We start from the raw sequence: 15,777 nt of genomic DNA, 5'->3' as shown, positions 1-15,777 counted from the left end.
TTCCTGTCGGGCCCCGGCTCGACGACGCTGCCGCTGGTGGTGTTCTCGCGCGTGCGGCTGGGGCTGAACCCGGAGATGAACGCGCTCGCGACGCTGTTCATCGTCGCGGTGACGGCCGGTGTCGTGATCGCGAACTTCGTGATGCTGCGCCAGGAACGCAAGCGGATGGCGGGGTTCGCGACCTGAGGTTCGGGTTGCGATCGCTGCGGTGAAAAAAACGCCCGGTGCCGACGACGAGTCGGGCCGGGCGTTTTGTTTGGTGGCGCTGCGTGTGGATCGGCGCCGGTCAGTACGCGATTGCGACGGACGAGGGGCGTCGCGGGCGGGACGCGGGTTCGATTCCCACGCCCGGTCGCGCGCCGCCTTACGCGCCGAACGCCGCCTTCGCCAAAAGCCCCAGCGCGACGCACACGAGCACGGCCGCGAACCCGGCCTGCACGTGCCGCGCGGCGAGGTGGCGCGACGCGCCGCGGCCGGCGGCCATGCCGAGCGCGGTCGCAACGGTGAACCACAGCGTCACGTCGAGCGGCGCGCGTGTGCCGGACAAGAGCGTGGCGAACACGCCGCCGGTGCCGACGAGCGCGATCACCATCAGCGACGTCGCGACGACGCCGTGCATCGACACGTTCGTGAATTTGCGCAGCATCGGCACGATCACGAAGCCGCCGCCGACGCCGAGCAAGCCCGTCATCAGGCCCGTCATCGCGCCGGTCGATGCCAGCGCGACGCCTACGGGCCAGGACCACACGAGCCGGCCGGTATCGGGGTTGATGCGGCCGACGCACAGCGGCGACGCTTCCGCGTCGACCGGCGCGTGCCGCAGCGACTGCAACAACAGGCGGCCGGCAACGACCAGCATCGTCAGCGCGAACAACGCGAGCAGCAGGCGCTGCGGCAGCACGTGCGCAAGCCGCACGCCGAGCGTGGTCAGCGGCACGCCGGCCACGGCCATCAGCAGTGCCGCGCGATAGCGCACGAGCCCGCGGCGGAAACCTTCGAGCGCGCCGAGGGCGGCGCTGCCGGCCACCGCGACGAGCGCGACGGGCGTGGCCTGCTGCATCGGCCAGCTCATGCCGACGACGAGCGCCGGCACCGCGAGGATGCCGCCGCCGGCGCCGGTCAGACCGAGTACGGCGCCGACGAAACCACCGAGGACGAGGGAAATCAGCATGACGTCATCGGGCTCCGCTCAACGCACGATCGCGGGCTTCGCGAGCCATTCGCGGCCCTTGAGCATCGCCTTCCAGTAAAGCGGCGGCAGGATGCGCTCCTTCAGCAGCCACGCGAGCCGCGACGGACGCTTGCCGTCGATCAGCCACGCAGGGAAGGTCGGCGCGACCTTGCCGCCGTACAGGAATTCGGCGAGCACGATCTTGCCGCGCTCGACGGTGAGTGGGCACGACCCGTAGCCGTCGTACGCGGCGTCGCCGTGCGCGCGGCCGAGCGACGCGAGCAGGTTGTGCGCGACGACGGGCGCCTGCTTGCGGGCGGCCGCGGCCGTTTTCGCATTGGTCGTGTTGGTGGCGTCGCCGAGCGCGTAGACGTCCGGATACTGCTTGTGCCGCAGGGTCGCCGGATCGACGTCGATCCAGCCGGCCGTGTCGGCGAGCGGGCTCGAACGCACGAAGTCGGGCGCCTTCTGCGGCGGCACGACGTGAATCATGTCGAACGGACGCACGACGGTTTGCTTGCCGCCGTCCGGCAGCGCGCGTGCGAATGTCGCGCGGCGCGCGGGCCCGTCGATCGCGACGAGGTTGTGGCCGAACGACAGCGCGATGTCGTAGCTTTTCACGTATTCCATCAGCGCCGGCACGTAGTCGGCGACGCCGAACAGCGCGGCGCCCGCATTCAGGAACTCGACGTTCGCGGCTTCGAGGCGGCCCGCGCGCCGCCAGTGGTCGCACGACAGGTACATCGCCTTCTGCGGTGCGCCCGCGCACTTGATCGGCATCGGCGGCTGCGTGAAGAGCGCGTTGCCGCCGCGGAACGCGCGGACCAGCTCCCACGTGTACGGCGCGAGATCGTAGCGGTAGTTCGACGTGACACCGTTGCGGCCAAGCGTGTCGGCCAGGCCTTCGATCGCGTGCCAGTCGAGCTTGAGCCCCGGGCACACGACGAGCTTGCGATACCCGATGCGGCGGCATCCGTCGAGCACGACCGTGTGCGCGTCGGGCTCGAAGCCCGCGACGGCGGCCTGGATGTGCTGCACGCCGCGCGGCAGCACGTCGGTCATCCGGCGCGCAGTGGTCCCGGGCTGGAACACGCCCGCGCCGACCATCGTCCAGCCCGGCTGGTAGTAGTGGACGTCGGCCGGATCGATCACCGCGATGTCGAGCGACGCATCGCGCGAGAGCAGGCTCGACGCGACCGCGATGCCGGCCGCGCCCGCACCGACGATCACGATGTCGTGCCGCGCGTCGACGGCCGGCGCCGCCTGCCTGCCGCCTTGCACGACCCGCGACGCGAGCGCGCGCAGGTCGTAGCCGGCTGCGCGGGCCGTCGCGACGATGTCGTTCAGCGGACGCAGGCCGGCTTGCGACAGCGCCCACAGCGTGGCCGAGCGCGTCCCGCTGCGGCAGTACACGAGCACCGGGCCGTCGAGCGACGCGACGAGCGCGCCGAACTGCGCGGCCTGGTCGTCGGTCACCTTGCCGGTATCGACCGGCAGGTAATGCACGTCGATGCCGAGCGGCGCGGCGGCCGCGCGGATCTCGGTGACGGTCGGCTGGTCGGGGCCTTCGCCGTCGGGGCGGTTGCAGATGATCGCGCGAATGCCGGCCGCGTGAAGCGCGGGCAGGTCGGCCGCCGCGATCTGCGGCGAGACCGACAGCGTGTCAGTCAGCTTGCGGATGGTCATGTCGGGGTTCTCCGGATGGGGCGGGGCGTGTCGCTCAGATCGCGTCGAGCGGGATCTTCAGGTAGCGCACGCCGTTGTCTTCGGGCTCGGGCAGGTGGCCGGCGCGCATGTTGACCTGCACGGACGGCAGCATCAGCACGGGCATCGCGAGCGTGGCGTCGCGCGCGGTGCGCATCGCGACGAAATCGTCCTCGGTCACGCCGTCCTTCACGTGCACGTTCGCGCGGCGCTGCTCGGCCACGGTCGTCTCGAACTGCACGTCGCGGCCGCCCGGCTGATAGTCGTGGCACAGGTACAGGCGCGTGTCGGGCGGCAGGCCGAGCACGCGCGCGATCGAGCGGTACAGCGTGCGCGCGTCGCCGCCGGGGAAGTCGCAGCGGGCCGTGCCGTAGTCGGGCATGAAGAGCGTGTCGCCGACGAATGCCGCGCGTTGCGTCGCGTCGTCGACGCAGTAGGTCATGCACGCCGGCGTGTGGCCCGGCGTGTGCAGCGCGCGGATCGTCAGCGCGCCGAGCGCGAGCGTGTCGCCGTCGTCGAGCAGCCGGTCGAACTGGCGGCCGTCCTGCGCGAAGCCGGGGCCTGCGTTGAACAGCGTGCCGAACACGTGCTGCACGCGGCGCACGTGCGAACCGATCGCGATCTGTCCGCCGACGTGTTCCTTCAGGTACGGCGCGGCCGACAGGTGGTCGGCGTGCACATGGGTTTCCAGCAGCCAGTGCACGTCGGCGCCGAGCTCGGCGACACGGGCGATCAGCCGGTCGGCGCTGGCCGTGCTCGTGCGGCCGGATTTGGGGTCGTAGTCGAGCACGCTGTCGATCAGCGCGCACGCGCGGCTCGCGGTATCGAGCAGCAGATAGCTGACGGTGTGGGTCGCCGGGTCGAAAAAGCCTTCGACCGACAGCGTGGTGGCATGGCTCACGGGGTGTCCTCGATCGGGTTCTGCAAGTGCAATCGGGATCTGTAACTCAAGAAGCGTGCCAGGTTGCAGCGCGGCCCCAGCCGATCTGCCAGGGACTTGATTCCGCTCGGATTTTCGGTGCGGCCGCCGTGATGCGCGGGCGTCGGAGGCATCCGGTCGCCGACGCGGACTGCCACATCTGGCAGTGTCATGGCAGAATTGGCAGTCTGCCTGGCAGTTCGTCGGGCTGCCCTTCACCGAGCGTCCGCATGAATCCGCACGACACCATCCCGATCGTCCCCGCGCCGCGCCACGACGCCATGCCCGACGTGCGCGCGCTCGTCGCGTATCTCGAGCAGGATCCGCAGCCAATGATCGTCGTCGATCCCGACTACCGCATCCTCGCGGCGAACGATGCGTACCGGCGCCAGTTCGGCGTCGCAGGCGTCGAGCACGTGGGCCGGCACTGCTTCCAGGTCTCCCATCACTACGACGTGCCGTGCGACCAGGCGGGCGAGCATTGCCCGATGAAGCAGGCGCTCGGATCGCGCGGGCTGAACCGCGTGCTGCACATCCACCACACGCCGCGCGGCCCCGAGCATGTCGATGTCGAATTGCGGCCGATCTTCGATGCCGGCGGCAACGTGATCGCCTATGTCGAGCGCCTGAAGACGGTGCGCAGCGCATCCGCGCAACCGAGCGCGGAAGGGCTCGTCGGCGGCGCCGATGCGTTCAACGCGGCGCTCGGCGCATTGCAGCGCGTCGCGCCCTCGATGCTGCCGGTGCTGCTGCTCGGCGAATCGGGCACCGGCAAGGAGTTGTTCGCCCGCGCGCTGCACGAGGCGAGCGACCGCGCGATGGGGCCGTTCGTCGTCGTCGATTGTTCGGGGATCGCCGAGACGCTGTTCGAGAGCGAACTGTTCGGTTACGAGAAGGGCGCGTTCACGGGCGCGAACCAGCGCAAGCCGGGCCTCGTCGAAACCGCGCAGGGCGGCACGCTGTTCCTCGACGAGATCGGCGACGTGCCGCTGCCGATGCAGGTGAAGCTGCTGCGGCTGATCGAGTCGGGCACGTTCCGCCGCGTCGGCGGCGTCGAGGCGCTGCGCGCGGATTTCCGGCTGGTCGCGGCCACGCACAAGCCGCTGCGCGAGATGATCGACGACGGCCGTTTCCGGCAGGACCTTTACTACCGGATCAACGCGTTTCCGATTCCGTTGCCGGCGCTGCGCGAGCGGCGCGGGGACGTCGCGCTGCTGGCCGAGTCGATCCTGCGGCGAATCGCGAACGCGCGCGCCAGCGCGGGCGACGCGGGCGCGCGGCCGTTCGCGGCCCGCCCGTTCGTGCTGACCGAGCGGGCGCTCGCGTGTCTCGATGCGTACGCGTGGCCGGGCAACATCCGCGAGCTGCGCAACGTGCTCGAACGCGCGTGCCTGTTCGCGGATGACGGGACGATCCGGATCGAGCACCTGCCGGCCGAGCTGGTTGTCGCATCGGCGGTGCAGCAGGAGGGGGCGGCTGGTGTGCGCGGCGTGTCGGACGCGGAGCTCGTGCGCATCGCGCGCACATTCGACGGCACGCGCAAGGCGCTCGCCGAGCAGGTCGGGATGAGCGAGCGGACGTTGTACCGGCGAATGAAGGCGCTCGGGCTTGGCACGCGCGAGGGCTGAGCGCGCATGCTGCGCGCGGCTGGCGGCGAAGAGCGGCTTTGCCGATAATGGCGCGTTCGATGTCCTTGTCCCGTTTCCGATGAAAAGACATGTCCTTTCGCATGGCCTGGTGCTTGCCGTCGCAGCGCTGGCCGACCCGGCGCACGCCGCAGACTACACGTGGACCGATGCGGCCGGCGCGCACGCGGTGACGCTCGCCAGAACCACGTCCGGCGACGACGTCGAGCTCAAGGTCGCCGCGACGCTCGACGGCCGGCCCGACTGGACGGTGCGGGATTTCGTGAAGGCATGCCCGGTCGACGTGATCCTCGACGTCGTGCCCGCGTCGATCGAAATGCGCGACTTGCTCAGCAACGGCCGCAAGCAGTTCCTGTTCGCGTACAGGATCGGTTGCCGCGGCGACGTGAGCGCCGATCAGGTCAAGTATTTCCTGATCGACGCGGGCACGAAATACGTGCTGCGCGGCGAGGAAACCGTGACGGTCAACGGCAAGTTCGTCGATGGCGGCGCGGCGCCCGTGCCGAACGCGGACCTGAAGGCGCAGCCCGCGTTTCTGCGTTACATGACGAAGCGCTGGCGCGGGATCAGCGTGCGCAACGACTAGGCGGATGCACGGCCGTTGCGTGCGGTACGGGCACGGTGATGCGGGTTGTCAATGGTGACGGGCGGCAGGCAGAAAACCCGCCTGCCGCCCGCACCGTCATGCGCTCAACGCGCTCAACGGGTTCATCGCGCAGGCGCAAGCTGCGCCATCGCGTCCCGCACGAAGCCGATCAACGTGTCGTCGATCCACGAATCCTTCGTCAGCGACGGCTCGTTCATCATCGCCTGGCGGAATTTCGCGTGCGTGGCCGGATCGGTGCCGGCATAGCTGCAGAACAGCGTGAGCCAGCGCTGCGCGAGCGCGCGGCCTTCCGGTGAATCCGGCCTGGCGCCCGCATCGATCGCATCGCGCACGTCGCCCATCAGTTGCGGCCATGCCATCGCGCTTTCATCGTAGTGCGCGCGCATGAAGCGGATCTCGTCCGGCGCGAGATACTTCTCGAAGATCCGCATCTTGGTTTCCGCCGACGCGCGCAGCACATAGTCGCGCAGCGCGGTCGAAATGCCGATCTTCGACTGCATCGCCGGTTCGTGTTCGTGCATCAGGTTCAGCTTCGCCAGCAGCCGCGGATCGTTGTTCGTGTCGCGCACGAGCAGCGCCATCCAGCGGGCGGCGAGCGCACGCGCGCGTTCGTCCTCGGCGGGCACGCCCGCGTCGTGCAGCGCACGCACCTCGTCGACGAGCGCGATCCATTCGGCGTCGCCCGCCTGGCTCTTCTGGTACATCGGCAGGCGCGCGAGTTCTTCCTCGGAAAAGTATTTGTCGTACACGGTCATCAACTCCAGTGTGGTGAGCCAATCGGCCAGCTCCGGCTCCGCGCCCGCGGCAAGCTGCGCATGCAGGTTCACGAGCCGCTCGCGCAGCTGCGCGGTCTGCGCGAGCTGACGGTCGAGCAGCGCGATCTGCTTCGCGACGATCTCGACGAGCGGGGTGTCGGGCTGGTTCAGGTGGTCGCCGATTTCGGTGAGCGACAGGCCGAAGCGACGCAGCGCCTGGATCTGGTGGAGCCGGGCGATGTCGTGGCGGTCGTACAGCCGGTAGCCGTTGTCGGCGCGCGCCGAAGGCGTCAGCAGACCGATCGCGTGATAGTGATGAAGCGTGCGGACGGTCAGCCCGCTGCGTTTCGCCAGTTCTCCCACTTTCAGTCGCATTCGTTCCTCCATTCGGGTCGCACACTGGAGTCTCGAACGTTACGCTACGTGAGGGTCAAGCGGAAGATCGGGAATCGGGTGCGCGGCGGGATGCCGCGCACCCGATGGCAGGGCCGGCTTATTGCGGCGAAGGCGGGGTGTCGGCGCCGGCGGCGCGCGCCTGCTGGCCGGCAGCGGACGCGTCGGCCGACTTGTCGGTCTTGCCGGGCTGGCCGGTTTGGTCGACCGGCGGCGTGCCCATCGCCTGGTAAAGCCGCGCGGTATCCGCGAACCGCGCGCCGGTCGCGCGGATCTCGTCGAGCCGCGCGTTGCGATACTGCAGCTCGCTCGCGCGCGCGGCCGACGGCGGCAGCGCGCCGAGCCGCACGCGGGCCGCCGCGTCGTCGTACGCGCCGCGCGCGGACAGCGCGGCGCGGGACGACGCGTCGAGCGCCTCCGCGTCGTGCTCGAGCGCCGCGAGCGAATCGGCGACGTTCTGGAACGCGCCGAGCACGGCCTGCTTGTACTGGTCGACGGCGGCCTCGTAGGTCGCCTTCGCCGCGCGGCGCTGCGCGAGCAGCGCGCCGCCATGGAAGATCGGCTGGCTCAGCGACGCGCCGACGTTCCAGATCGCGCCGGCACCCGACAGCATCGTCGGCCAGCTGAAGCCGCCTTTGCCCATCGCGGCCGACAGCGACAACTGCGGGAACATCTGCGCGGTCGCGAGGCCCACTTCGGCCGCGGCCGCCTTCAGCCCGGCGTCGGCCGCCTGGATGTCCGGGCGGCTTTGCAGCAGGTCCGACGGCACGACGACGGGCACTTGCTCGGGCAGGTGCAGGTCGGCAAGCGTGAGATCGGCCGGCGGCTGGTCGGGCGTGCGGCCGACCAGCACCGCGAGCGCATGGCGCGCCGAGTCGCGCTGCAGGCGCAGTGCGGGCAGGCTCGCCGCGAACGTGTCGGCGCTTTGCCGCGCGTTCAGCGCGTCGCTGCGCGACGCGGAGCCGAGTGCGTAGCGGCGTTCGGCATCGTGCGCCTGGTCGTTGGCGAGCGCGACGAGCCGCTCGGTCGTATTGATCTGCGCATTCAGCACCGACACCGTGATCGACGCGGTGACGATATTCGCGGCCAGCGCGCGCCGTGCGGATTCGAGCTGGAACGCGCTGACGTCGACGCGTCGCGCCAGCGCACGGTTCGCGAAACGCGACGCGCCGAACAGGTCGATCGTGTAGCTCGCCTGCAGTTGCCCGACGAACGAGTCGTACAGCAGCGTCGAGTCGCCGAGAGCGGGAATCGGCACGCCGAGTGCGCGCTGGCGCGACGCCTGGCCACCCGCATCGATCGAAGGCAGCATCGAGCTGCCGATCTGCCCGCGCAACTGTTCACGCGCGGCATCGAGCGAGTGGGATGCGGCGCTCAGCGTCGGGCTGTTGCGCAGCCCTTCGTCGACGAGCGCGTTCAGTGCGTCGGAGCGGTACTGCTTCCACCAGTCGGGCACCGGTTTTGCCCCGACTTCGAACTGCTGCGTGACGCCTTGCGCGGACACGGTCTGCTGGACTTGCGGTGTGGCGCCGTAGTGCGCGGGCGACGGCATCGCGGGCGGCTCGCCGCTCGGCGCGAACCACGCGCAGCCCGCGAGCGGGCCGGCGAGGCTCGCCACCGCGAGTGCCCGCACGGCTTGTGTTTTCAGGTTCATCGATCGATCCATGGTCAGGCTCCTGACGGCGCGGCAGGCGTGCCGCCAGGCTGCGGGCCGTCCTGCGGGTCGCGTTCGTCGCGCTTCACGCGGAACCACGTCGCATACAGCGCGGGCAGGTAGAACAGCGTCAGGACGGTCGCGCTCGTGATGCCGCCCATCAGCGCGGTCGCCATCGGCCCGAAGAAGTTCGAGCGCAGCAGCGGGATCAGCGCGAGCACGGCGGCCGCAGCCGTCAGCGTGATCGGGCGGAACCGCCGCACGGTCGCGCCGATGATCGCGTCGATGCGACGGTGGCCGACCGCGATGTCCTGCTCGATCTGGTCGACGAGGATCACCGAGTTGCGCATGATGATCCCGAACATCGCGATCACGCCGAGCATCGCGACGAAGCCGAACGGCTGACCGAACAGCAGCAGCGTGGCGACCACGCCGATCAGCCCGAGCGGCGCGGTCAGCACGACCATCAGCACGCGCGAGAAGCTCTGCAGCTGGATCATCAGCAGCGTGAACACGGCGATCGCCATCAGCGGCATCTGCGCGTTGATCGACTTCTGCGCCTTCGCGCTTTCCTCGACCGAGCCGCCGATGTTGATCTGATAGCCGACCGGCAACTGTGCGCGCAAGTCGTTCAGCTTCGCATCGACCGCATGCGTGACGTCGATGCCCTGCGCGCCGGCGCGCACGTCCGACTGCACGGTGATGGTGGGCTGGCGGTCGCGCTCCCACACGACGCCGTATTCGAGCGTCGGCTTGAAGCGGCCGAGCGAGCCGAGCGGCACCGGGCCGTTCGGGGTCGGCAGCGCGAGGCCGGCGAGCTTCTCCGGATCGACACGATCCGCCCGCGGCGCGCGCAGGTCGACCGCGATCAGCTTGTCGCGCTCGCGGTACTGCGTGACGGTCGTGCCGGACAGCGTCATCGCGAGGAAGCTCGACACGTCCTGCGACGTGACGTTCAGCTCGCGCGCCTTCTTCTGGTCGATCTCGAAGCGCACCGAGCGCTCGGCCGGCTCGTCCCAGTCGAACTGCACGTTGACCGTGCGCGCGTCGCCGCGCATCGTCGCCGCGACTTTCTCGGCGATCGAGCGGACCGTCGCGATGCTGTCGCCGCTCACGCGGAACTGCACCGGATAGCCGACCGGCGGGCCGTTCTCGAGCCGCGACAGCCGCGAGCGCACGGCCGGGAACTGCTCGCGCAACGTGGTTTCGAGCCAGGCCGCGAGCTTTTCGCGGTCCTTCACCGATTTCGCGGTGATCACGAACTGCGCGAAGTTCGGCAACTGAAGCTGCTGGTCGAGCGGCAGGTAGAAGCGCGGCGCGCCGCTGCCGACGAAGTTCACCGAATGATCGATCTCGGGGCGCTTGTCGATCACCTTCTCGAGCCGTTCGGTCTCGCGCAGCGTCGCCGCGAACGATGCGCCTTCCGGCAGCCGCAGATCGACCAGCAGCTCGGGGCGATCGGAACTCGGGAAGAACTGTTGCGGCACGAGCGTGAAGCCCATCAGCGCGACGACGAAAAGCGCGCCCGTGATCAGCAGCACGACGAAGCGCCGTTCGATGCACCAGTCGATCCAGCCGCGCAGCCGCCGGTAGAAACGCGTGTCGTAGATGTCGTGCTCGTGGTCGTCGGGCAGGTGCGCCTCATGTGCCTGCCGCTTGCGCTCGGGCAGCAGGTGGAAGCCGAGCAGCGGGATCAGCACGACCGCCGCGAACCACGACGCGATCAGTGCGATCGCAGACACCTCGAAGATCGAGCGCGTGTATTCGCCGGTGCTCGATTTCGCGAGCGCGATCGGCAGGAAGCCCGACACGGTGACGAGCGTGCCCGTCAGCATCGGGAACGCGGTGCTCGTATAGGCGAACGCGGCGGCGCGTGCACGGGTGTAACCCTGTTCGAGCTTTACGGCCATCATCTCGACCGCGATGATCGCATCGTCGACGAGCAGCCCGAGCGCGAGCACGAGCGTGCCGAGCGACACCTTGTGCAGCCCGATGTCGAACAGGTACATGAAGAGGGCGGTGACCGCGAGCACGACCGGAATCGAGATCACGACCACCATCCCGGTGCGCAGGCCGAGCGACACGAGGCTCACGACCAGCACGATCGCGACGGCTTCCGCGACGGCTTCGAGGAAGTCGTCGACCGAATGCGCGACCGCATGCGGCATGCTCGATACCAGCGTCAGCTTGAGGCCGGCCGGCAGTTGCGCCTGCAGGTCCTTCGATTCCGCGTCGAGCGCCTTGCCGAGCCGGATCACGTCGCCGCCCGGCTGCATCGTGACGCCGATGCCGAGCACGGCTTTGCCGTTCGCTCGCATCTGCGTGACTTGAGGATCGTCGTAGCCGCGCTTCACCGTCGCGAGATCGCCGAGCCGGAACGTGCGGCCGTTGATGCGGATCAACGTGCCGGCGATCGCGTCGACGTTGTCGAACTGGCCGCTCGGCCGCACGAACACGCGATCGTCGGCGGTCGTCAGCGTGCCGGCCGACGAGATGTCGTTCTGCGCGTTGATCGCTTGCCCGAGTTGCTGCGGCGAGATGCCGAGGCGCGTGAGCTGCGCGTTGTCGACCTCGATGAAGATCCGCTCGCCGGGGTCGCCGAAATAGTCGACCTTGCCGACACCCGGCACGCGCAGCAGCACGGTGCGCAGCTGGTCCGCGTAGTCGTGAAGCTGCGCGGGCGTGAAGCCGTCGCCTTCGAGTGTCCAGATGTTGGTGTAGACGTCGCCGAATTCGTCGTTGAAGAACGGGCCCTGCACGCCGGGCGGAAGCGTATAGCCGATGTCGCCGACCTTCTTGCGGATCTGGTACCAGGTCTCCGGCACGTCCTTCACGGGCGCCGAATCCTTCATCGTGAAGAAGATCAGCGATTCGCCGGGGCGCGAATAGCTGCGCAGGAAGTCGATGGCCGGCGTTTCCTGCAGCTTGCGGCCGATCCGGTCGGTCACTTGCTCCTGCACCTGCCGCGCGGTCGCGCCGGGCCAGAACGTGCGGATCACCATCACGCGGAACGTGAACGGCGGGTCCTCGGATTGCGCGAGGCGGGTGTACGCAAGGATGCCCGCGAGCGTCGCGAGCGCGATCAGGTAGACGACCAGCGCCTGGTGGCGCAGCGCCCACGCCGACAGGTTGAAGCGGCCTTCTTCGTAGGAAACGCTCACGATGCGAAGTCCTCCGGATGCAGCGGCGCGATCGCGCGCACCTTCTCGCCCGCGCTGACCGTGTGCACACCCTGCAGCACCACGCGTTCGCCGGGCTGCAGCCCGTGCGACACCGTCACCGTGCGCTCGTTGAAGCGCGCGACGTCGACGCGGCGCAGCTCGAGCGTGTCGTCCTTCGCGCGCACGACCCACACGGCCGGCTGCTGGCCGTCGTGGAACAGCGCGGTCGCGGGCAGCGTGATTGGCTGCGTGTCGCCGGTGGCCGGTGCGCCGTCGAACGCGACGCTGGCCGTCATCCCGAGCCGGATCGCCGCGTCGGGTGCGGTGAGGGTGAGCTTCACGCGATACGTGCGGCTTTGCGGATCGGCGGCCGGTGCGATTTCGCGGACCTTCGCGGCGAACTGGCGGCCGGGCAGCGACGGCAGCGTGACGTTCGCCGTGTGACCGGGCGTGAGCGACGCGAGCGCGGCCTCGGGCACGTCGCTGACGACGTCGACGTCGCCGGACCACGCGAGCTGGTAGACGGCCTGCCCGGCCGACACGTTCTGGCCGGTATCGGCCTGTTCGGCGGTGATGGTGCCCGCGTGGTCGGCAACGAGCGTCGCGTAGCGGAGCTGGTTTTTCGCGAGCGCGAGCTGTTGCTGCGCCTGGTCGCGTTGCGCGAGCGCCGACGTATAGCTGTTCTCGGTCTGCTCGAGCTGCGCGGTCGAAATCAGGTTCTCGTGCGCCTGAGCGCGATCGCGGTCGAGCTGCTGCTTCGCGAACGCGAGGCTGTGCGTCGCGGCATCGAGTTGCGCCTGTGCGCTCGCGGCATTTTTCTCGACGTCGGACGGATCGAGCAGCGCGACGACCTGGCCGGCCTTGACCGTATCGCCGAGGCGCACCTTGCGCTCGATGATCTTGCCGGCGATGCGGAACGACAACGGGGTGGCGTAGCGCGGCTGGATCTCGCCGGGCAACGTGCGTGCGACGGCAGCGCCGTCGGCATGAGCGGGCAGCGCGACGACGGGGCGCGGGGCGGGCGGCGCGGATTCTTTCGGATGACAGGCGGCGAGGACGAGCGCGGCGCCGACCAGCAGCGCGACGCGGGAACCGGAGCGATTCACGAAACCCCCAGATGAGGTGAGAGCGAGAGCGGAACGAAGCCGGCAAGCGCGGAGGGCGCTTGCCCCGAGCGGCGCCGGCACGGGCGTGCGGACACCATCTTTCAGAAACTGTGGCGAATTCTAATACACACCTGTATCTGAATGCAAAGATGAATCCGTAAGGTAAAGGGTGCTAGACTGCGCGCCATGAAACCTCAGCGCTTAACTCGCGAGCAAAGCAGGGACCAGACGCGCGAACGTCTGCTGATTGCCGCGCACGGTATTTTTCTGAAGAAAGGCTATGTCGCCGCCAGCGTCGAGGACATCGCGGCGGCGGCCGGTTATACGCGTGGCGCGTTCTATTCGAATTTCAGCAGCAAGTCCGACCTGTTGCTGGCGTTGCTGGAGCGCGACCACGCGGCGGTGCAGGCCGATTTCCAGGCGATTTTCGACGGCGGCGGATCGCGCGAGCAGATGGAGTCGATGGCGCTCGCGTATTACCGGACGCTGTTCCACGACGACGAATATTCGCTGCTGTGGGGCGAGGCGAAGCTGCAGGCCGCGCGCGACGCGAAGTTCCGCGTGCGCTTCAACCAGTTCCTGCACGGCAAGCGCCTGCAGATGGCCGAGTTCATCCGGCGCTTCGCCGAGCGTGCGGGCACGCCGCTGCTGCTGCCGGCGGAGACGCTTGCGTTTGGGCTGATGTGCCTGTGCGATGGTGTGCAGTCGTATTACACGGCCGATCCGCAGCACGTGTCGGCCGAGGCGGCCGAGTCGGTGCTCGCGGGGTTCTTCGCGCGCGTGGTGCTCGGGCGCGCGCCGGACTGAGCGGGCCCTGGCCCTGGCGTCGAGCCACGCTCGTGCTGCCGGCGGCGAGGCGCCCGGTCAGCGCTGGCCGGTCATCCGCCGGTACGCATCGAGCAGCGACGTCTTGTAGACGACCCCGGCGAGCGTCGGCTCGGCTTCGCTTTCGATCACCGGCAGGCGTTCGCCCTGGAACGCCATGAAGCGTTCGAGCGCGGTGGCGAGCGGCATGTCGGGCGTGAGGAGCGGAAACGGCGTGTGCGCGTAGTGCGCGGCCGTCTTGTCGGTCGTGTCGCGCTTGTCGAGCAGGTCCGACGTGATGTCCTTCAGCGCGACCGCGCCGCGAAAGCGCCCGGCGTCGTCGGTCACGTACAGATACTTCACCGGATATTCGAGGAATACGCGCGTCATGTCGGCGACGCTCGCGGTGAGCGGCACGACCGTCTGTGCGGGCTGGATCAGCTCGCGCATCTGCGTGGTGCGGATCCGGCTGCGTTCCTCTGCATCCTGGTGGTGGTGCAGCGTGATCTCGTACATCGACGTCGTGCCGGTCGCGCGCGCGACGAAGTACGCGAATACGCAGGACACCAGCAGCGGCAGCACCACCTGGTAGCTGAGCGTCATCTCGAAGATCATCAGGATCGCCATCAGCGGCGCCTGCGTGGCGCCCGTCAGGAACGCGCCCATCCCGACGATCGCGTACGCGAAGTACGCCGACGTATGGCCGGGCCACACGGCTTGCATCGCGAGCCCGAACAGCGAGCCGAACACCGCGCCGACGAACAGCGTCGGCGTGAATACCCCGCCGATCGCGCCGGAGCCGACGGTGGCGGAGGTCGCGATCACCTTGAACACGAGCACCGCGACGAGTGCCTGCCAGGTCCACGGCGAGTGGAGGATGAGGTTCACCACGCTGTAGCCGTTGCCCCACACGGCCGGCACCCATACCGAGATCACGCCGACGACGAGGCCGCCGAGCGCGAGCCGCACGGGCAGCGGCACGGGCAGCCGCTTGAACTGGTTCTTCGATGCATCGAGCAGGTGCAGGAACTGCGGTGCGAGCACGCCGCACAGCGCGCCGAGCACGACGAACAGCAGCACTTCGGGGCCGGTGACGGCCGGAAACACCGGCATCTCGTACGGCGGCCGGTAGCCGGCAAATTCGCGCATCACGATGTTCGCGACGACCGACGAGACGATCATCGGCCCGAGACTTTCCATGGCGATGCCGCCGAGCACGATCTCCGACACGAAGAAGGCGCCGGCGATCGGCGCGTTGTACGCGGACGTGATGCCGGCGGCCGCCCCGCAGGCGACCAGCAGGCGCAGGCGCGGCGGGTCGAAGTGCACGAAGCGGCCGACGAGCGACGCGGCGAGCGCCGCGAGCTGCACCATCGGGCCTTCGCGGCCGATCGAGCCGCCGCTGCCGATCGTCAGCAGCGACGACGCGCTGCGCCACAGGCTCTGGCGGACCGGCACGATGCCGTTGCCGAGCGCGACCGATTCCATGTAGTCGGTCTTGGCGGCCTGCTTGTCGCCGCGGGTGGCAAGCAGCAGCACGCAGCCGGCGAGGAAGCCGCCCGCGGCCGGCATCCAGAACCGCACGTACCACGGCAGGCGCTTGGCCATCTGCACGAAGCTGCCGCTTTGCCCGGAGATCAGGTGCTGCATCAGGTCGATGCCTTCGCGAAACGCCATCGTGGCAAAGGCGCCGCCGACGCCGACGATGGCCGACCAGATCAGCATCGTATGGGCGTCCGACAGGCGGAACAGCGTTTGGGCGCGAGTGCGCAGCTTCAGCAGGAACGAGAGCACGGCTGAAAGAGGGCGATGGAAAACGACGCGAAGCATAGCACTGCGCCGCGCCCGCGGGACTCT

At 69.2% G+C, this 15,777-nt stretch carries 11 protein-coding genes and 1 pseudogene; 4 read left to right on the top strand and 8 right to left on the bottom strand.

Translation table 11 applies throughout. The features are described from left to right. A pseudogene (locus tag FFS49_RS32415) lies at positions 1 to 186 on the top strand (putrescine ABC transporter permease PotI); the annotation flags it as partial. A gap of 178 nt (positions 187 to 364) precedes the next feature. Here the strand turns inward: FFS49_RS32415 and FFS49_RS32410 are convergent. The 3 genes from FFS49_RS32410 to FFS49_RS32400 are packed head-to-tail and all read right to left on the bottom strand — an operon-like array spanning position 365 to position 3,776. Further along, positions 365 to 1,171 carry a sulfite exporter TauE/SafE family protein gene (locus FFS49_RS32410; RefSeq protein WP_137909936.1) on the bottom strand — a complete coding sequence of 269 codons (807 nt, stop codon included), beginning with the start codon at positions 1,169 to 1,171 and terminating at the stop codon, positions 365 to 367. 18 nt (positions 1,172 to 1,189) lie between these two features. Further along, the gene (locus tag FFS49_RS32405) at positions 1,190 to 2,857 is read right to left on the bottom strand and encodes a bifunctional protein tyrosine phosphatase family protein/NAD(P)/FAD-dependent oxidoreductase (RefSeq protein WP_105816639.1); all 1,668 of its coding nucleotides are present in this window, start codon (positions 2,855 to 2,857) and stop codon (positions 1,190 to 1,192) included. Positions 2,858 to 2,891: 34 nt separating this feature from the next. Further along, positions 2,892 to 3,776 (bottom strand): MBL fold metallo-hydrolase, encoded by an 885-nt coding sequence (locus FFS49_RS32400; RefSeq protein ID WP_105816638.1) that lies wholly within the window; start codon positions 3,774 to 3,776, stop codon positions 2,892 to 2,894. Positions 3,777 to 4,024: 248 nt separating this feature from the next. On the opposite strand from FFS49_RS32400, the gene FFS49_RS32395 reads away from it, so the two are divergent. Together FFS49_RS32395 and FFS49_RS32390 are read left to right on the top strand one after the other, a co-directional pair. Beyond that, on the top strand, positions 4,025 to 5,422 hold the full coding sequence (locus tag FFS49_RS32395) for a sigma 54-interacting transcriptional regulator (protein ID WP_105816637.1): 1,398 nt from the start codon (positions 4,025 to 4,027) through the stop codon (positions 5,420 to 5,422). A gap of 79 nt (positions 5,423 to 5,501) precedes the next feature. Continuing rightward, the gene (locus FFS49_RS32390; RefSeq protein ID WP_105816668.1) at positions 5,502 to 6,026 is read left to right on the top strand and encodes a M949_RS01915 family surface polysaccharide biosynthesis protein; all 525 of its coding nucleotides are present in this window, start codon (positions 5,502 to 5,504) and stop codon (positions 6,024 to 6,026) included. A 122-nt stretch (positions 6,027 to 6,148) separates the two neighbouring features. Here FFS49_RS32390 and FFS49_RS32385 read toward each other — a convergent pair whose 3' ends face one another. From FFS49_RS32385 to FFS49_RS32370, 4 genes are all read right to left on the bottom strand, one after another. After that, positions 6,149 to 7,177: a MerR family transcriptional regulator gene (locus FFS49_RS32385; protein ID WP_105816636.1), complete on the bottom strand. Its 1,029-nt coding sequence runs from the start codon at positions 7,175 to 7,177 to the stop codon at positions 6,149 to 6,151. Between the two features lie 118 nt (positions 7,178 to 7,295). Then, positions 7,296 to 8,861 carry an efflux transporter outer membrane subunit gene (locus tag FFS49_RS32380; protein WP_105816635.1) on the bottom strand — a complete coding sequence of 522 codons (1,566 nt, stop codon included), beginning with the start codon at positions 8,859 to 8,861 and terminating at the stop codon, positions 7,296 to 7,298. 2 nt (positions 8,862 to 8,863) lie between these two features. Continuing rightward, positions 8,864 to 12,010, bottom strand: a complete 3,147-nt coding sequence (locus FFS49_RS32375; protein ID WP_105816634.1) for an efflux RND transporter permease subunit — start codon at positions 12,008 to 12,010, stop codon at positions 8,864 to 8,866. Next, a complete protein-coding gene (locus FFS49_RS32370; protein ID WP_105816633.1) occupies positions 12,007 to 13,116 on the bottom strand; it encodes an efflux RND transporter periplasmic adaptor subunit in 1,110 nt (369 codons plus the stop codon). The genes FFS49_RS32375 and FFS49_RS32370 overlap by 4 nt, the downstream gene beginning before the upstream one ends. 186 nt (positions 13,117 to 13,302) lie before the next feature. On the opposite strand from FFS49_RS32370, the gene FFS49_RS32365 reads away from it, so the two are divergent. Then, positions 13,303 to 13,923, top strand: coding sequence for a TetR/AcrR family transcriptional regulator (locus FFS49_RS32365; RefSeq protein WP_071334539.1), 621 nt, complete (start codon positions 13,303 to 13,305; stop codon positions 13,921 to 13,923). Between the two features lie 57 nt (positions 13,924 to 13,980). Here the strand turns inward: FFS49_RS32365 and FFS49_RS32360 are convergent, their stop codons facing one another. Continuing rightward, positions 13,981 to 15,714, bottom strand: a complete 1,734-nt coding sequence (locus tag FFS49_RS32360) for a ClcB-like voltage-gated chloride channel protein (protein ID WP_198108020.1) — start codon at positions 15,712 to 15,714, stop codon at positions 13,981 to 13,983. Positions 15,715 to 15,777: the final 63 nt, after the last annotated feature.

The sequence above is a fragment of the Burkholderia sp. 4NA327C6 genome, from assembly GCF_005502655.1.
GTDB lineage: Bacteria > Pseudomonadota > Gammaproteobacteria > Burkholderiales > Burkholderiaceae > Burkholderia > Burkholderia contaminans.
Note: the sequence above shows the minus strand (reverse complement) of the source record. Positions and strands in the feature narration are given on the sequence as shown.

Bases quoted from the DNA above. Each gene is read 5' to 3' on its own strand.
- FFS49_RS32410 (WP_137909936.1), bottom strand. From the start codon at position 1,171: ATGCTGATTTCCCTCGTCCTCGGTGGTTTCGTCGGCGCCGTACTCGGT.
- FFS49_RS32405 (WP_105816639.1), bottom strand. From the start codon at position 2,857: ATGACCATCCGCAAGCTGACTGACACGCTGTCGGTCTCGCCGCAGATC.
- FFS49_RS32395 (WP_105816637.1), top strand. From the start codon at position 4,025: ATGAATCCGCACGACACCATCCCGATCGTCCCCGCGCCGCGCCACGAC.
- FFS49_RS32390 (WP_105816668.1), top strand. From the start codon at position 5,502: ATGAAAAGACATGTCCTTTCGCATGGCCTGGTGCTTGCCGTCGCAGCG.
- FFS49_RS32385 (WP_105816636.1), bottom strand. From the start codon at position 7,177: ATGCGACTGAAAGTGGGAGAACTGGCGAAACGCAGCGGGCTGACCGTC.
- FFS49_RS32380 (WP_105816635.1), bottom strand. From the start codon at position 8,861: ATGGATCGATCGATGAACCTGAAAACACAAGCCGTGCGGGCACTCGCG.
- FFS49_RS32365 (WP_071334539.1), top strand. From the start codon at position 13,303: ATGAAACCTCAGCGCTTAACTCGCGAGCAAAGCAGGGACCAGACGCGC.